Annotated in this window: 12 protein-coding genes and 4 tRNA genes; 5 read left to right on the forward strand and 11 right to left on the reverse strand. The window is 37.9% G+C overall.

Features of this window, described 5'->3' with window-relative positions:
* Positions 1 to 165: 165 nt before the first annotated feature.
* The 7 genes from N3A72_09620 to N3A72_09650 form a co-directional block, all read right to left on the reverse strand.
* On the reverse strand, positions 166 to 3,603 hold the full coding sequence (locus N3A72_09620; protein MCX7919843.1) for a hypothetical protein: 3,438 nt from the start codon (positions 3,601 to 3,603) through the stop codon (positions 166 to 168).
* A gap of 118 nt (positions 3,604 to 3,721) precedes the next feature.
* Positions 3,722 to 4,345 (reverse strand): uridine kinase, encoded by a 624-nt coding sequence (gene udk / locus N3A72_09625; GenBank protein MCX7919844.1) that lies wholly within the window; start codon positions 4,343 to 4,345, stop codon positions 3,722 to 3,724.
* A gap of 82 nt (positions 4,346 to 4,427) precedes the next feature.
* On the reverse strand, positions 4,428 to 5,552 hold the full coding sequence (locus N3A72_09630; GenBank protein ID MCX7919845.1) for an AI-2E family transporter: 1,125 nt from the start codon (positions 5,550 to 5,552) through the stop codon (positions 4,428 to 4,430).
* A gap of 51 nt (positions 5,553 to 5,603) precedes the next feature.
* The gene (locus tag N3A72_09635; protein MCX7919846.1) at positions 5,604 to 6,698 is read right to left on the reverse strand and encodes a radical SAM protein; all 1,095 of its coding nucleotides are present in this window, start codon (positions 6,696 to 6,698) and stop codon (positions 5,604 to 5,606) included.
* Positions 6,679 to 7,866 carry a radical SAM protein gene (locus N3A72_09640; GenBank protein ID MCX7919847.1) on the reverse strand — a complete coding sequence of 396 codons (1,188 nt, stop codon included), beginning with the start codon at positions 7,864 to 7,866 and terminating at the stop codon, positions 6,679 to 6,681. Before N3A72_09640 ends, N3A72_09635 begins: the two co-directional genes overlap by 20 nt.
* 62 nt (positions 7,867 to 7,928) lie before the next feature.
* Positions 7,929 to 8,489, reverse strand: coding sequence for a dCTP deaminase (gene dcd, locus N3A72_09645; GenBank protein ID MCX7919848.1), 561 nt, complete (start codon positions 8,487 to 8,489; stop codon positions 7,929 to 7,931).
* 104 nt (positions 8,490 to 8,593) lie between these two features.
* Positions 8,594 to 8,812, reverse strand: coding sequence for a NifU family protein (locus tag N3A72_09650; GenBank protein MCX7919849.1), 219 nt, complete (start codon positions 8,810 to 8,812; stop codon positions 8,594 to 8,596).
* A gap of 164 nt (positions 8,813 to 8,976) precedes the next feature.
* Between N3A72_09650 and N3A72_09655 the strand changes: the two genes are divergently transcribed.
* Positions 8,977 to 9,978: a hypothetical protein gene (locus tag N3A72_09655; protein ID MCX7919850.1), complete on the forward strand. Its 1,002-nt coding sequence runs from the start codon at positions 8,977 to 8,979 to the stop codon at positions 9,976 to 9,978.
* Between the two features lie 357 nt (positions 9,979 to 10,335).
* On the opposite strand, the gene N3A72_09660 is transcribed toward N3A72_09655, so the two are convergent.
* The 4 genes from N3A72_09660 to N3A72_09675 form a co-directional block, all read right to left on the reverse strand.
* Positions 10,336 to 10,421, reverse strand: a tRNA-Leu gene (locus tag N3A72_09660).
* 155 nt (positions 10,422 to 10,576) lie between these two features.
* Positions 10,577 to 10,652, reverse strand: a tRNA-Lys gene (locus N3A72_09665).
* Between the two features lie 142 nt (positions 10,653 to 10,794).
* Positions 10,795 to 10,871 (reverse strand) — tRNA-Arg (locus tag N3A72_09670).
* A gap of 57 nt (positions 10,872 to 10,928) precedes the next feature.
* Positions 10,929 to 11,005, reverse strand: a tRNA-His gene (locus tag N3A72_09675).
* Between the two features lie 208 nt (positions 11,006 to 11,213).
* Between N3A72_09675 and N3A72_09680 the strand changes: the two genes are divergently transcribed.
* From N3A72_09680 to N3A72_09695, 4 genes are all read left to right on the forward strand, one after another.
* Entirely contained in the window at positions 11,214 to 12,137 is a 924-nt protein-coding gene (locus N3A72_09680; GenBank protein ID MCX7919851.1) for a glycosyltransferase family 2 protein, read from the forward strand.
* A complete protein-coding gene (locus N3A72_09685) occupies positions 12,134 to 13,069 on the forward strand; it encodes a glycosyltransferase family 2 protein (GenBank protein MCX7919852.1) in 936 nt (311 codons plus the stop codon). The genes N3A72_09680 and N3A72_09685 overlap by 4 nt, the downstream gene beginning before the upstream one ends.
* A complete protein-coding gene (locus tag N3A72_09690) occupies positions 13,027 to 14,499 on the forward strand; it encodes a methyltransferase domain-containing protein (protein ID MCX7919853.1) in 1,473 nt (490 codons plus the stop codon). The genes N3A72_09685 and N3A72_09690 overlap by 43 nt, the downstream gene beginning before the upstream one ends.
* 126 nt (positions 14,500 to 14,625) lie before the next feature.
* Entirely contained in the window at positions 14,626 to 15,774 is a 1,149-nt protein-coding gene (locus N3A72_09695) for a radical SAM protein (GenBank protein MCX7919854.1), read from the forward strand.
* The last annotated feature ends 48 nt before the right edge of the window (positions 15,775 to 15,822 follow it).

Genomic DNA, 15,822 nt, shown 5'->3' on the forward strand with positions numbered 1-15,822 from the left:
GCCGCCTCAACTAACCCCTTCACCTCTCTCGCCTTCCCCTGCAATAAATTATCCGCAATCGCCTGTAAATCTACCATGAGTTAAACTCCTTTTTCAATAAGAATAAAATTGTAAATATTTTACCAAAATAGATGGAATTAGTAAAATCAAAATATATCGTTATTATCATCCGGATGGATTGAGTAATAGAATGCAACGATTATCATCATCTTTAGATTTCATTTGTAGATTACTAGCAAATTGATTAGCTTTTTCCGGATTTAGACGAACGCCAAGATTGGTAAATAGTAAACTCATAACCTTGCCGGATTTTATCAAGTTAGTTTGTTCGAAACAAAGCTGATTGATAATAATCTGTCCTTTCCCAATTCGGAATCGGACTAATCCATTTGCTGGTTTAGGTTTGGTTAATTCTGATTTGTGAATAGCAGCGGTTTTTATCGGTTCAGCTTCCCAGTTCCATTTTCGCCAATCAAGTTGCGGAGCGCCAAGCAAAATATCGCATTTTTTATTCTGGTTTGTTTCTATGCCATACTGAATTATCGGATTTTTATGGTTACGTTCAATCCAATAAAGGTCGGCGCTATGTATTCCAGAGAGCAACTGGTCTGGTTTAGTTTTAACCAAATGTTCAATATCATGTTGTATTACCTGAATTGGGAAAGGGAATATAGGATAGAATGATTTTAGCGTATTTGGATTAAGCCCAAAAATAATCACTATTCCCCCATTACGAATAAAATTCCGAATATAGTTAATATGTTTTACATCAAATGTTTGACTTCCATCAATAATAATTGTTGAGGTTGTAGGATTTGTCAATTTTGTATAATGATGATATTCGACTCCTAAATAATCTAAAAATAATTTGAGGGTTTTTCTCGTTTCACCGAGAAGAATTGTTGCAGTAAACTGATGGTTTAACGGTTGCCGAGCATACTCCACCAGATTACGGTAAATAAGCTCCGCTCCAGGTTCTTTTCTAATATTTTTTGATAAAGATAGCGTCGTTAGATAATATGCCCCTTTCCCTGCAAAAAGCTCAATCAATACTGGCTTCCCATTACCAAGATTAATGAGAGGACGAAAATTTCCTCTGGGAAAGTTGGCGAAATGACTATACGCAATACATTCATCACTACCCCAAAATTGTATATCAGACTGCCTGATATTATTTAAAATCGCATGTCTGGGTAGTTGAATAAAAGCTCGGTCATATTTACCCGGTTCAAAACTTGTGTATCCTAACTTATTGATGAAATCTTCATTATTATCCAGACAAATGACCCGAGAACCATTATAAACCAGTGATTTTAAGTGGTAAATCTCGTCATCAGATAATTTCGTTCTAGGAGAAATGAGAATCAGATTATCGTATATCGTCCTGGTATACCTCATTGTTTGTCTACAAGACTTAAACCGTTCAATTGCCGGTGATAATCTTGGTAAACAAAAAATGCGGTACTTATCCTGAAAAATAATATCCGAAGTGCGTTTACGTGATTTGCTTTTTACTTGGATTTCTAACGTAACCGCAGTGCGTTGTGTAACATGCGGAGTAGAAAATTTGATCTGATAATACTGTTTTGTTGCTGGTTGAAGCTTAAACGATTTATGGCCATAAGCAACATTTCTTTTCTCAGGTTCTATTTGAATTTTCCAGTTTAAAATAATATTTTTTGTATCATAACTATCGTTATGGATAGTTAAATTTAATCGAACAGGAGAATCCGAAAAATAACTTTTTTCCTGTTCTTTGATAAAAACCCGAATCGGTGTTAATAATTTTTTTAGTGTAAAATATAACACATTTGGTTTCCATTTGGGTAACTGCTTATCATATCCTGGATTTAGCGTAGCACAATAAGGACCGATACGTTCAGGTTTTGGTCCTGCGGTATTCAGCTGGGTATAACTGATTTTTTCCCCAGAGAAAGGTAATGGTTCTAAACTATACCAAACGATATTAAATGGAGTAACAAGTTCAGCCCATTCGCGAACGAAATAAATCATTCGTTTCTGCTCTTTTGCAATAGCTTTTAGCCGTTCTTTAAAGCTTAAATACGTTTTTTCGCCGTGTAATAAACTCACCTCATCTGGTGTAGAGTAATACATCGAGCCCAGCTCACCGACTGCAATCGGTTTATTTTTAATTGTATTTTTTAATCGTGGCAGCGGCGGGTAATGGATATTATATATTTCGGCTTTGCCACAAAGATCAAAACTGCCATCCGCGCTTATCGGTCGAGTTGCGTCTATTTTTTTCACTTCTTTGACTAATTCATAGAATCGTTCGGATAAATCGTTAGCATTTTTTACCGCGTCATCTTGAACAAACGTATATGCAGCGAGCGCTTCATTTTCTATACTCCAAATAACGACTGATGGATGATTTCGATCGCGTTTGACTAATGCAGTTACATGGTCTTTCGCTCTTCGCCAGAAATCGGGATTATAATGAAATGCGCAATGCGATGCCCAAATTGCGGTCTCGTCGGTGATAAGAATACCAAGCTCATCAGCTAAATCCAAATAAAACTGGGGATAGATTTGTGCGTGGAGTCGAATATGATTAATGTTCGATTGTTTCGCTAGCTGATACCATAACCGCGCATAATTCGGATTCTGGTATGCGATGCCCAGATAGTGCCAGGCATCACCGCGAAGTTTAATCGGTGAACCATTAAGGATAAAACGCGATTTATCAATCCAGAATTCGCGGAACCCAAATCGAGTCGTTACCTTATCCAGCAACGGATGTGACAAGCTAGACGTTGTTTTTGCGGTAGAATCTGTATGGGATTTTATTTCCGTATCTAGATAATATAAATAAGGATGTTCCGGATGCCATAATTGTGGATTCGCCCAGTTCAAGGAGATCGCAACATTTTTTTTTGCATAAGGTTTAATCGTACAAGTAGTTTGCCAAGATCTCCATTTTTTTATTTTATGGCGAAGCTGAATGGTTTGTAGTTCGTTTGTATAATTAATTATCGTGGTAGATAGAATAATCTGTTTTTTTCTAACCGAAGTCTGGATATATACATCTTCGATTCGAATTTTTGGATATGCATGTATAAATACATCAAGCCAAATTCCTGAAGCAAACATTCCCCAAAACGACCCAGTCGGATAAGGGTATTTTGTTTTTGCATCTATCGGAGATTGCCGATTAAAGAAAACGAAACTTTTAACGCCTACTATCAATTCATTCGTTTGCTCGAATTTGATGTGGTTAGTGATATCGATTTCGAATGGGATAAATCCATCTTCGTGGTTGCCAATAAGAGTTCCATTAAGATATATTTCACAATAATAATGTACTCCATTGAATTGCAGAAAAATCTGGGAGTTTTTCCAACGGTTTGGTACAACAAATTCGCAACGATGCCAACCAGCTGCAGCAAATTCCCATTCCTTTGGATAACTCGGATAACATCGGAAATCGCCACCTTTTTCTGGGAAAAAAGCATTTACATTCCAGGGAGACGGGATGCGAATTTTTGTGTCAGACCATCGGGTTGGTTCCGGTGGATAGAGTAAAGTGCCGGGATCCGGCTGGAACTGCCATTCGCCGTTTAAGCAAATTGCATCTCGAAGCATAGGATAATTTCCATTTGAGAGAGTTAAGGATTAAGAAAATAGAAAAAATAAAACGATAGTTAATTTCAATTATGCATGAGCGTTACACTACCTTTTGGCTCAAAATCTCGAAAACTCTTTACTCTTTTTTCCTTTTTTGCTGATATTCTCTGATTTTGGTTGCAATTAAATCTATTGCTACCCGATTATGTCCGCCTTCCGGAATTATAATATCAGCATATCGTTTTGATGGTTCAACAAATTGTAAATGCATCGGCCGAACCACATTTTTGTATTGTTCGATGACTGATTCAACCGTTCGTCCACGTTCATTAATATCGCGACGTAATCGGCGAATAAACCGGATATCCGCATCAGTTTCAACATAAATTTTTATTTTCATTAATTCGCGTAATTCTGGATCTTCAAGCGCAAATATTCCCTCAATAATAATCACATCACCAGGGATAATTCGTTCCGTTTTCGGCGACCGGGTATGCGTCTTAAAATCATAGATAGGTTTTTCAATCGGTTGTCCCGCAAGTAATGTACGCAAATGGTGGATTAACAGCGGTTTATCAATAGCATCCGGATGATCATAATTTATTTTCATCCGCTCTTCTAATGGTAAATGTGTTTGGTCGCGATAATATGCATCCTGATGAATAATAGTAATTCGTTCATCTTTCAATTCGCGAACAATAGCTTTAGCGACGGTTGTTTTTCCTGAGCCGGTTCCTCCGGCGATTCCAATGATTAACATAAAAAATATAAGAGTAAGGTATGTTTTTTATTAAAAATTCTAAGATATTGTCGAGTTCTTCGTCAACTGAAACTATAAGCAGTTAACGTTCAGATTTTTCTAATTTCTGGCTATAATCATCAGCGATTGCTTTAGAATTAGATTTGGGTGGTATTCCACTACCGAGGATGATTCCTAACGGTTTAAGTGAATCTATTCGATCACAAATAACCTTCATAGTTGCCGTAATCGGAATAGCTAAAATCGCACCCATAACTCCCCATAACCAACTCCAAAACATAAATGCGATGAGAACAACCAATGGACTCAGGTTAACTTTTTCTCCGAGGAGGATCGGGCTTAATATCATATTTTCGAATAACTGGATAACTGTATATAGAATAACGACCCAAATTGCAGGTAAGATAGTTGGAAATTGAACTAATGCAACCAGCGTTGGCATCAGTGTTGCAATAATAACGCCAACCAGCGGAATCCAGTTTAATACGGCAACAACAATTCCCCATAAGAACGCATATTTTACCCCAATGAGCCAAAGCCCAACGGTGGTAAGTAAGATTAAAATCACCATAATGATCGCCCGACCGAGGATATAATTTTGCACCGCAATACTAACGTCTTTAGCCATTTGAATAGCCCGGTCAGATTTCTCTTTTCCCAGTAACATTTCTAGTTTACTATGCAGCGAGTGGCGAGTATAGACAATGAAATAAGCGATTATTAAAATCAGAATAAGTGTTGATACCAGCGATGATAATGGTAAAACTACTTTAGATAAAAGTTTAACCAATTCTTCTTCAGAGATGAATTTCGGTAATTTCGGTTGCGGCATCGGTTTATACTCAGTTCCAGTGGTTTGTGATGATTGAAATACAGTTTGAAGTCGATACCAACCGGTTTCTATTAGTTCAGTCAATCGTTCACGATACATAGGCCAATCTCGAACAAAAAGTTCAGATTGTTTATATAAAATATAGCCAAACGTTAAAATGATCAATACCGTTAGGAGCACGATTATGATTATATTTAACCAAGTTGGAATTTTAAGCCGGTCGAGGAATTCAGCTAATGGATACAGAAGATAAGCTACGAAAATTGCTATCACTAATGGGATAAGAATCGACTGTGCATAATAGAGAAATCCAATAACAATTCCGGAAGCAATAATCGCTAAATAGAAGTTTTGTTTTTTATTTGTTTCGAGCATAGTAAATAAAGTATGAAGCGGGTAACCGAGTTAAGGCTCAACCATCTTCTGCTAAAGCAGGGTCGGAGAGCCATATTTCGGTTCGTAAATGCAATAAGGTTCTTCATTAAGATAATTTCCGGTTTCACCATACGCTCGGGCGCGACATCCATAACAGATAGTCTGATATTCACAAATGCTACATTTACCACGTAATTTCGTCGGATCGCGTAATATTTGCAATACATCTGATTGTTCCCAGATATTTTGTATTGTTTGTTCATTAATATTTCCAGCTTTAACCGGCAGATAACCACATGGATAGACATCACCACGATACGATATAAAACAGACACCAGTTCCTGCAAGACAACCTCTAGTCATCGCGGAGAATCCGAAATCATACCTAGTAACATTAATTCTATCTTTTTTTGCCCGTTGTCGCAGTATTCGATAATAATGCGGTGCGCAAGTTGCTCTTAATTCAAATGGTACAACTTTTGATTGGTCATACAACCAATTTAATATCTGCTCATATTCCTCTGGCAATAATTGCTGTTCTGCAGTTATTATCAAACCACACCCGGTAGGGACTAGCATGAATAAATGCACGGCGTCAATTTCGAATTTTTGTGCTAATTCCATTAATTTAGATAATTCAGTAACGTTATGTTTTGTAACTGTAACGTTCAATTGTAAACTCATTTGAAGTTCTTTTAAGTTCTTTAATCCCGTAATGGCTAATTCAAAAGAACCTGGGCTCCCGCGAAATGTATCATGCGTTTTATCAGTTGCACCATCAAGACTTATACTGACCCTTTTTATTCCGGATTGAAGTATTCTATGAGCGACTTCTTTGGTTACCAAAGTTCCATTAGTTGCCAGCGCAACTCGTAACCCTTTTTCTGTTGCATAGTTTGCGAGTTCAAAAATATCTCGTCGAAACAGAGGTTCTCCGCCTGATAAAATTAGAATCGGTGATGCGAAGGATACAAGGTCATCGATAAATTTTAATGCTTGTTTCGTAGTCAAATCTTCTGGAGGTGAAGCGGGAGTCGCTTCCGCTCGGCAGTGAACACAACGAAGATTACACCCGACCGTCGTTTCCCAGAATACTAAACGCAGCGGATATTTTCGTTTCATTGGATTATGTTCTGATTTCTTCATCGGTTAAATAGCATGCGGGGTCTTCCATCCAAGGGTCGTTAAACACCGCTTCTGCACGAGCACGAAGGTTTCCGTTACAGATATCAATCCATTTACAATTCATTTGGGCGCATCTGCCTTTTAGTAATGGTTTCCGATTCTTTAAACCGGCTAGAATTGGATGCATCGTATCCATCCAGATATCGCCAAATTTCCGTTCTCGAACATTACCGAATGTATGTTGTATCCAGAATTGGTCAGGATGGACATAACCGAGATTATCAATATCCGCAATTCCAACACCGGAATTATTTCCCCCGTTCAACTTGAGAAGTCTCATAACCTCATTTGCTCTTTCTGGTTTTTCTTTCGTCAATCGCAAATATAAATATACTCCATCAGTATGATTATCAACAGTTAAAATATCCTTATCGAGTCCTCGATTATGGAAATCTATAGTTCGGTTAATAATGAAATCAATTGCAGTCCGAGTTTCTTCATGGGTTAAATCATCTCTAACCATATCACTTCCCCGACCGCAGTAGACTAGATGATAAAAACAGGCGCGATTAATTTTCTCTTCTTCAATAAACGTAAAGATATCGGATAAATCTTGATAATTCCGTTTGGTTAACGTTAATCGCAATCCGACTCGCAGACCAACTTGAATACAATTTTCAAACCCACGCACTGCATCATTAAACGCACCGGCTTTTCCCCGAAACTTATCGTTGTTCAATCCGATTCCATCAAGGCTGATGCCGACATAAGCAAATTCCGATTGTTGGAGCTTTTTTGCAATATCACGAGTTATCAACGTACCGTTGGTAGATAAGACCGGCCGAATGTTTCGAGTTCTCGCATATTTAGCCAATTCAAATATATCTTCGCGGAGTAACGGTTCACCGCCAGAAAATAAAATAACTGGAATTTTAAACTCTGCTAAATCATCAATCAATTTTTTCGCTTCTTGCGAAGTTAATTCACCCGCATATTCTTTATCTTCGGAGTTAGAATAACAATGGATACAATGCAGATTACAGCGGCGGGTACAATTCCAGACAACTATCGGTTTTTTATCTTTAGAAAAACGTTGAGGATGCGTTGGGATGCTTCCGCTATCATAACCATAACGAAGAGCATCTCCGGGAGTAGTGGTTCCGCAAAATAGTCGCGTTATTCCAATCATGGAAAAAATTACAACGATTATAAAATCAGATTCTAACGATTTAATCTCTTCTGTAATCGTAATTAGATTTTGGGAAGAGTTAATTTTTTTTGCGATTGATATTTTCCTTTTTTATCCGCGTATGAGATTGAACAAAGTTCATTACTCTCAAAAAAGATAACCTGCGCGATTCCTTCATGGGCATAAATTTTCGCAGGTAATGGACTGGTATTGGATATGGATAACGTGACGAACCCTTCCCATTCCGGTTCGAATGGAGTTACGTTGACGATGATTCCGGCTCGAGCGTAGGTTGATTTACCCACGCAAATAGTTAGAATATTGCGCGGGATTTTAAAATATTCTACTGAACGACCTAAGACAAACGAGTTCGGGGGAATAACACAGATACGTCCTTTAAACTCGGTAAAATAATCAGAATTAAAATTTTTGGGGTCTATGAAAGCTAAACCAGTATCAACCGCAGTAAATATTTTAAATTCATCCGCTAACCGAAAATCATATCCATAGGAAGAAACGCCGTATGAAATTACGCCATCCCGTACCTGGTTGTCAGCAAAAGGAACAATCATTTTATGTTCAATTGCCATCCGCTTAATCCAGTTATCCGACTTAATACCCATAAAATTATTATGTACCCAATTGGAAGTGCAAAATGCCGAAATAGTAAGAAAAATTACCGAATTTAGTTCTAAAAATTCGTTACTTTTTGCACTTTAAGAAAAAATTATGCGGCAACAACTTCTTTTATTTCCGGTACTTCCTGCTTAATAATCTGTTCAACATAGTTTCGCAGAGTCAACTGCGACATCGGGCAATGACCGCATGCGCCGATTAATTTAACTTTTACAGAACCATCAACAACATCGACCAATTCGATATCGCCACCGTCTGCTTGCAGTGCAGGTCGGATTTTCTCGATAACTGCTTGAACTTTTTCTTTCATAACCAAAGACCTTTCGCTGAAAAGATAATTTATTTTACCACATTTTTTATCTATATATTATATCAAAAAATTCAGGATTTAATCTATCCTGTTTTGATGAGATTGAATTAGTCTAACCATTGTAATTGCTTTTTAAGACGAAAAAATGTAAAATATTTTTATATATGCAAACATTCCGATTTCTACCCATTCTTTGTCTCCTAATTTTTTTTGAGATAGCTATTTCAGAAGACGCTACCCATATCTATGGAATTCACGATTGGGGTTCAACTGCGCAGGGATTGTTTAATGGAAAAAGTAGATGGGATGTAGAAATGATTCGAGTTGGATTGGATACAAAACCATTAGCTCAGATTGCCGGTGAAGGATTCACAATACTTGTTCGTTTAGGGAAGCAATGGGGTGAATCGGTTCCGCGTAATTCAAACGAATGGGATACGTTTGCTTTAAGCTGTGCAAGTACAGTAAGCGTATATAGTTCTTACTGTAAACGCTGGATTATCGGGAACGAAATGAATGCTAATTTTGATAGCAATATTCCTGCTAGTGATTATATCACTATTTTCAAGAAATGCCGAGTCGCTATTAAAACGGTGCAACCTGAAGCGGAAGTATTAGTTGCTGCGGTTGCGCCATGGAATTCAAGTCAGAATCCCGGCGGTCCCTATTCGTATGCTTGGTTAAATTATATGTACACTTTAGTAAACGGCATCAACGATGATTGCGATGGTTATGCAATTCATGCGTACGGAGGACGGAACGGGGATTCTGACCCAAGAAATGATAATTATTGGGGTTTTGGGGTATATAAAGATTGGATGCAAATTATCGGGAATAATATGTATGCGTATGCGAAACCGGTATATCTAACAGAAATGAACTGTTTTGCTGACGGACAAGGAAGTATTCCTGGGTATCCGAAATATAATTATTCTACTGGTTGGATTAATAAAGCGTTTGAAGAAATAAATAATTGGAATCGTAGTCATAGACAAAAGATATATTGTGCGTGCTGGTTTGCGTATGCGAACGGCGGATTTCCCGGTTATAATTTGACTTTATTACCACAAGCTAGTTCCGATTTCAGCTATACTACTCAGAATACCAACTATACAATTGCCGACCCAACTACTCTCCTACCAAAATATTGGGCAATATACGAATAATATATTGAAAATATTATAGTTAAACTGATAAACTAAAGTTACTAGTTAAAAAACCAACAGTGGAACATAATGAGAATTGAACCGTTCAATTCCCATTATACTCCATAATCAATCCGAGATGTTCTGCTAGAACTGAGCTAGTTAATGGTATTACAAATGGAATTCCATGGTTCCAGATGGTTAAATTTAAATGAAGAGCAGTCAAGACTTGATTGTCGCACTATCTTATTCTGGGAGAAATAAATTTAAAATACTTAAGAACAAAAGACCAAGAAATAAAAAAATGAGAGAGCATAATTGTTATTTATCCACTTTTGTAAGTTATGTAAATTTTTCAGTTCTTTTGTTTATTTTGGTTGGTGCGAGAGGGGGGAGTTGACCCCCCACGGGGGATCCCCCCTAGATCCTAAGTCTACCGCGTCTGCCAATTCCGCCACTCTCGCTTTATTGACAGGTGAGAAGAAGATTAAAAACGAACTTCTCTGATAGGATTAAAAAAGTTTTGCTCCTCAATCCTTATAAATAGTTACTTTGAGTTTGATAACAAGGGTTACGCTTATCCTTTTGGAATTTGCAATTTGGTTTAGAATATTCAAAATGGTGGGCCATGAAGGAATCGAACCTTCAACCTCTTGATTAAGAGTCAATTGCTCTACCAATTGAGCTAATGGCCCGGGTTTACTCAATTACCAAGTTATGAAGGACTAAAAATCTAAAAAATATCAGTTCGATAGATCCAGTAAAATCTGACTTTAAATTGAATTAAGTGCCCTTGGCACTTAATTCGATTCTTTCTATTTGATACTTTGTAAAAAATGGTACGCCCGGTAGGAGTTGAACCTACGACCTTCAGATTCGAAGTCTGCCGCTCTATCCAGCTGAGCTACGGGCGCACATAAACTCGGTATGCGATATTTATAGTTAATATTGGGATTTGTCTTTTAAAAACATGGGGTGAGTGAGGGGACTTGAACCCCCAACCCTTGGAGCCACAGTCCAATGCTCTGACCAATTGAGCTACACTCACCATATCATGAAAATTTATCAATATATTTTACCAGTAAACGCTAGTTTCGTAAAGATTCGTTAAAATGACCGAATAACTCGATGCTTGGTATAGGCTTAACCTGATAAAGCGCAGTTGAAAATTCTTATTGCAAAACCACTTCTGGTTAATCCGCCACAACGCAACTACCAACCAATAATTGCTCTATAAGATATGGTAAAATAGATATATGAACAACAATATTCCGCAGGTTGCGGTAATTATCGCTTCATATAACGGTGAATCCGTTATCCGGTTATGTTTAAGTTCAATTCAAAATTCAGATTATGCAAATATAAACATTGTTGTAGTTAATAACGGTAGCACAGATACAACAAAACAAATCATTGAACAACAGTTTCCAGATATTACGTTGGTTAATTCACCGGTTAATTTAGGGTTCGCTGGCGGTTATAATTTAGGAATACAATCAGTACCGGAAGCGCAGTATTATTTTCTGGTTAATGATGATGTTGAATTAGCAAAAAACTGTATTTCACAAATTGTGCAGGCATTTCAGAACGATGCCAGAGTAGGAATTATCGGCTGTAAAATTCTTTATCCAGATAAAAAAACCATTCAACATGCTGGCGGAATAATTTATCCGAACGCGCGTACCTGGCATAATGGATATGAAGAAGAAGATAAAGGGCAATGGGATACTATGTATGAACCCGATTATGTGACTGGAGCAGCGTTTGCGTTTCGTCAGGAGTTAATTCAGCGACTTGGATATCTTGATGAATCTTATCGTCCGATATATTTCGAAGAAACTGATTATTGCTATCGCGCGAAACGTATAGGATATAAAGTTGTCTATCTACCAACTGCGCTCGTCTATCATTATGAATCGCGCACAACCGTTAAGTATAGTCCAAGTTTCTTTACAATATATCATCGAAATCGGATTCGGTTTATGCTGAAGAATTTCCCTTTTTCGAAGCTCCGGTTAGCTTGTAAAGAAGAAATAAAATACCTTAAAACTATAAAGGATGATATGATATATCGTGCGGTGATACGAGCGTATCAATATCATGTGATTCGGTTACCGTTCACGTTATGGCATCGGTATCGAACCTTTTGGAATGATAGACGAAATATGCTAACATTATGAATTCAACATCGCCATTTGTTTCGATTATCATTGCGTCGTATAAAGGCGAATCGGTTATCGCTCAATGTCTAACCTCGTTATTAGAAAGTGACTATAAAAATTATCAAATCATTTTTGTCAATAATGGGTGTATAGATAGAACCCGTGAAATTGTAGCCGAGCAATTTCCTCAGGTGGTAATCATAGATTCCCCGGTGAATCTCGGATTCGCTGGTGGTTATAATCTCGGAATGAAATATGCGATAGATAAATCGGAAATATTGATTTTGCTCAATGACGATGTTACCGTAACCCCATTGTGGTTAACCGAATATGTCCAATGTTTTCAGCGAGATACATTAGTTGGAATCGTCGGCTGTAAAATGCTTTATCCGGATAAAAAAACGGTACAGCATGCCGGCGGAATCATGTATCCGAATGGTCGAACTTGGCATCGCGGAAATGGGGAATTAGATAACGGGCAATGGGATACAACTGATGAACCGGATTATGTGACTGGTGCATCGTTTGCGATTCGGCGTGAATTGATTGAACGACTTGGATATCTCGATGAGGATTATAAACCTGGTTATTTTGAAGAAACCGAACTATGTTTTCGAGCGAAAAAACTTGGGTATAAAGTGGTTTATCTACCGTCAGCGGTGGCATATCATTATGAATCCTATTCAACGGGGAAAGCGTCCTCAGATTTTTTTGAAAAATATCATCGAAATCGAATACGATTTGTTTTGAAGAATTACTCGATATACCAGTTATACTGGGCATTACAAGAAGAGACGAAGTTCCGTACCTCAGTTAAAGGCACGCCTGAATATGCTGCTATATTAAAAGCATATCGTTATAACATGATTCGATTACCGAATACATTATTTGCCCGATGGAAAACTAAATGGCAGGATTATCGAATGCGATGTGCAATGAAAAAATTGTGAATACTGCTACTGACCATTACCAACAAGCAATAAAGCTTATTCGAGAGCCGATTCCATTCGAACAAGATATCGATGGCTATATTCCGGAAAAATTAGCCCAATTCGACTATCGTGATGGATTCGCTTGGACTTTTTATCGCGGAAATATCCCTGCGGCAATATCAGAACTAGACCACGCGATTGCTGTAAACCCCAATTTGGTAGAAGCACGAATATTACTCGCGAATCTATTGGTGACGCAAAAGAAATTTGAACCAGCCATTGAACACTATCAGCAAGCAATGCGAGTTGCACCTGATAATTTAGTACTACACTTGAATTATGCGGTGACGTTATCCCAAATTGGAAAGGAATCTGAAGCAGCGCTGATATATCAATCGTTGAGAACCAATCCGAAATGTCAATTTGCTTGGCTGGTAGATATGTTGCAGTTAGATGTAAAAAACCACCGTGAACTTGAGCGGCTAGTATTAAAGATTCTTGAAACCAAGGTTAAATTAGATATGCCGTTATTGCGCCAGACATTTTGGCAGAAATTACGTGCGAAGCTCTACGCAAAAGTAGAATGTCCGCTCTGTGGCGCATCCGAAATCGTCCAGTATTATATCAATCCAAAGACAAACCGCCAAGTATTCTATTGCGTGGAATGCGGATTATATTTTGTATTTCCACAACCGACGGAAACAGAACTAACCAAGAAATATACAGAAGGATATTTTGCTCCTTTTCTTGCCAACGCAGAAAAAATACTTACCGTCTGGCAAGAGTGGTCAGCGACTGGGAAGGTTTTTAGCCCTACTGGCAAACAGTTTTCGTTGGTGTTCCAGTGGTTAGAATCGCTTGGTCTGCAAGAATATGAATCTCAAATCGGTTGCAACCGGAAAATGCTCGATATCGGTTGTGCGACCTGTGGTTTACTAGCAGAATTTATAAATCGCGGTTGGGTCGCTGAAGGAGTTGAAGTATCTCCAGAAATTATTGCGTTTAATAGGAGAATGGGGTTTAAGGTAGTGCAAGGTCCGTTAGAGCAGTTAAGTTATTCGGAGCAATCGTTTGATTTTGCTACCATGACGCATGTTATTGAACATCTTCCGAATCCGAAACAGACCGTGCAAGAAGTATGGCGAATTCTTAAACCGAAAGGTAAACTGTTTATTCGAACCCCAAACTGTGATAGTATCCCTCGGCTTATCGCAGGAAAAGACTGGTTCTCAGACCAAGACCATTTATTCTTTTTTGGAACGAGGACATTAACGAAACTCTTAGAAGAAAATGGATTTCGTATACTTGGGCTAAAAAATTATGTTGGAATTGATATGGAAACCTACTCAGAAGTATGGAATGAACTCGGATTAAACGATATAATACGTGCGCGTATAAATCAGGTTAATCTAGGTGATGTCGCGCTAGTCTATGCGGAAAAAATGTGACAGATAAAGTTCAGCAACGGGTTGAGAGACTCATTTCGTTATAGCCAATCTCTGATTGAGAGAACTGTTGAAATAAAGTTTATCCTGATGCATATCAGGTCTCAATCAAAGATTGCTTGGAACTCAATGAAAAATATCTTTACACAATTTCTTAAACGAGATAGACCAATAATCAAACAGGAGCAGAATCGACGACGGAATTATAAGGAGAGTAGAAAGCAATCACTTCGAGTTCGTTCATATCCGATTCGTGGGTATCTCGAGACAACCAATCGCTGTAATCTTCGATGTCAGATGTGTGGGCAATCCTTTTTTGAAGGAGAGCGTACAGATTTATCGGATGAAATTATCAAAAAAATTCAGCCGTTGTTTCCATATTTTATAGAATTATCTATTTTCGGATACGGAGAAGCTTTGGTTGACCATCGTATATTTCAGATACTAGAACTGATACCCAACCATGTTACCACTCGATTAGTTACCAATGGTGTTCTACTAGATGAAAAAGCATCTCAGGAATTGATTAACCATCAGTTGAAACAACTCTATATTTCGATAGAGGCAACGAATGAAGAAACCTATTCATTCGTTCGAGGAGGCAGATATTTCAATCGAGTTATCGGAAATGTTGAACGATTACTGAAATTAAAACGGGAACGAAATTCGCCATATCCTGAAGTGGCCTTTGCATTCACCTTTATGAAACGGACATTAGCAGAATTTTTAGATTTTGTCGAGTTAACTGCACGATTAGGGATAAAGATTATCACAGGAGACTATTTGATAGTGTATCGTCCGGAACTAATGAACGAATCCCTTTTTTTCCACCAGGAATATACGAATCATATTTTTGCTCAAGCGCGAGAAAAAGCGAAAACGTTAGGGATTGAACTACGGATTCCACCGTCGTTTGCTGAAGCGGATATTGAGAAAGACAAAAGAAAATTATCGATCCAATCTCATTCGAGTTCTAAATCTGCGGACAATAATCCAGAGTGGAAACTATGTTATGAACCTTGGGAATTCATTTATTTCCGCAGTGATGGATTTGTCAGTCCTTGTTGTGCCAATGACGTTAAACTAGGTGATTTACGCAATCATTCGTTTGCAGAAGTCTGGAATGGAAAACAATATCAGGAATTTCGCAGGACTGTGAATACGACTCGGCCGCACCCACATTGTCAGACCTGTATCAATACTGGCAAACGAATTATAACGCAACGTGAGTATCATATTAAGTTACTTGATAAAAACGGTAAAATTATAAAAATTTAGTCGTTAGCAATCAGAACGTAGATTTTTTTCTGATTCTAACATATAACC

Source organism: bacterium, from assembly GCA_026416715.1.
GTDB lineage: Bacteria > UBP4 > UBA4092 > JAOAEQ01 > JAOAEQ01 > JAOAEQ01.

Coding starts and splice junctions, on each gene's coding strand:
- N3A72_09640 (MCX7919847.1), bottom strand. CDS start 7,866: ATGATTGGAATAACGCGACTATTTTGCGGAACCACTACTCCCGGAGAT.
- N3A72_09635 (MCX7919846.1), bottom strand. CDS start 6,698: ATGAAGAAATCAGAACATAATCCAATGAAACGAAAATATCCGCTGCGT.
- N3A72_09620 (MCX7919843.1), bottom strand. CDS start 3,603: ATGCTTCGAGATGCAATTTGCTTAAACGGCGAATGGCAGTTCCAGCCG.
- N3A72_09630 (MCX7919845.1), bottom strand. CDS start 5,552: ATGCTCGAAACAAATAAAAAACAAAACTTCTATTTAGCGATTATTGCT.
- N3A72_09650 (MCX7919849.1), bottom strand. CDS start 8,812: ATGAAAGAAAAAGTTCAAGCAGTTATCGAGAAAATCCGACCTGCACTG.
- N3A72_09690 (MCX7919853.1), top strand. CDS start 13,027: ATGGCAGGATTATCGAATGCGATGTGCAATGAAAAAATTGTGAATACT.
- dcd (MCX7919848.1), bottom strand. CDS start 8,489: ATGGGTATTAAGTCGGATAACTGGATTAAGCGGATGGCAATTGAACAT.
- N3A72_09680 (MCX7919851.1), top strand. CDS start 11,214: ATGAACAACAATATTCCGCAGGTTGCGGTAATTATCGCTTCATATAAC.
- N3A72_09685 (MCX7919852.1), top strand. CDS start 12,134: ATGAATTCAACATCGCCATTTGTTTCGATTATCATTGCGTCGTATAAA.
- N3A72_09695 (MCX7919854.1), top strand. CDS start 14,626: ATGAAAAATATCTTTACACAATTTCTTAAACGAGATAGACCAATAATC.
- udk (MCX7919844.1), bottom strand. CDS start 4,345: ATGTTAATCATTGGAATCGCCGGAGGAACCGGCTCAGGAAAAACAACC.
- N3A72_09655 (MCX7919850.1), top strand. CDS start 8,977: ATGCAAACATTCCGATTTCTACCCATTCTTTGTCTCCTAATTTTTTTT.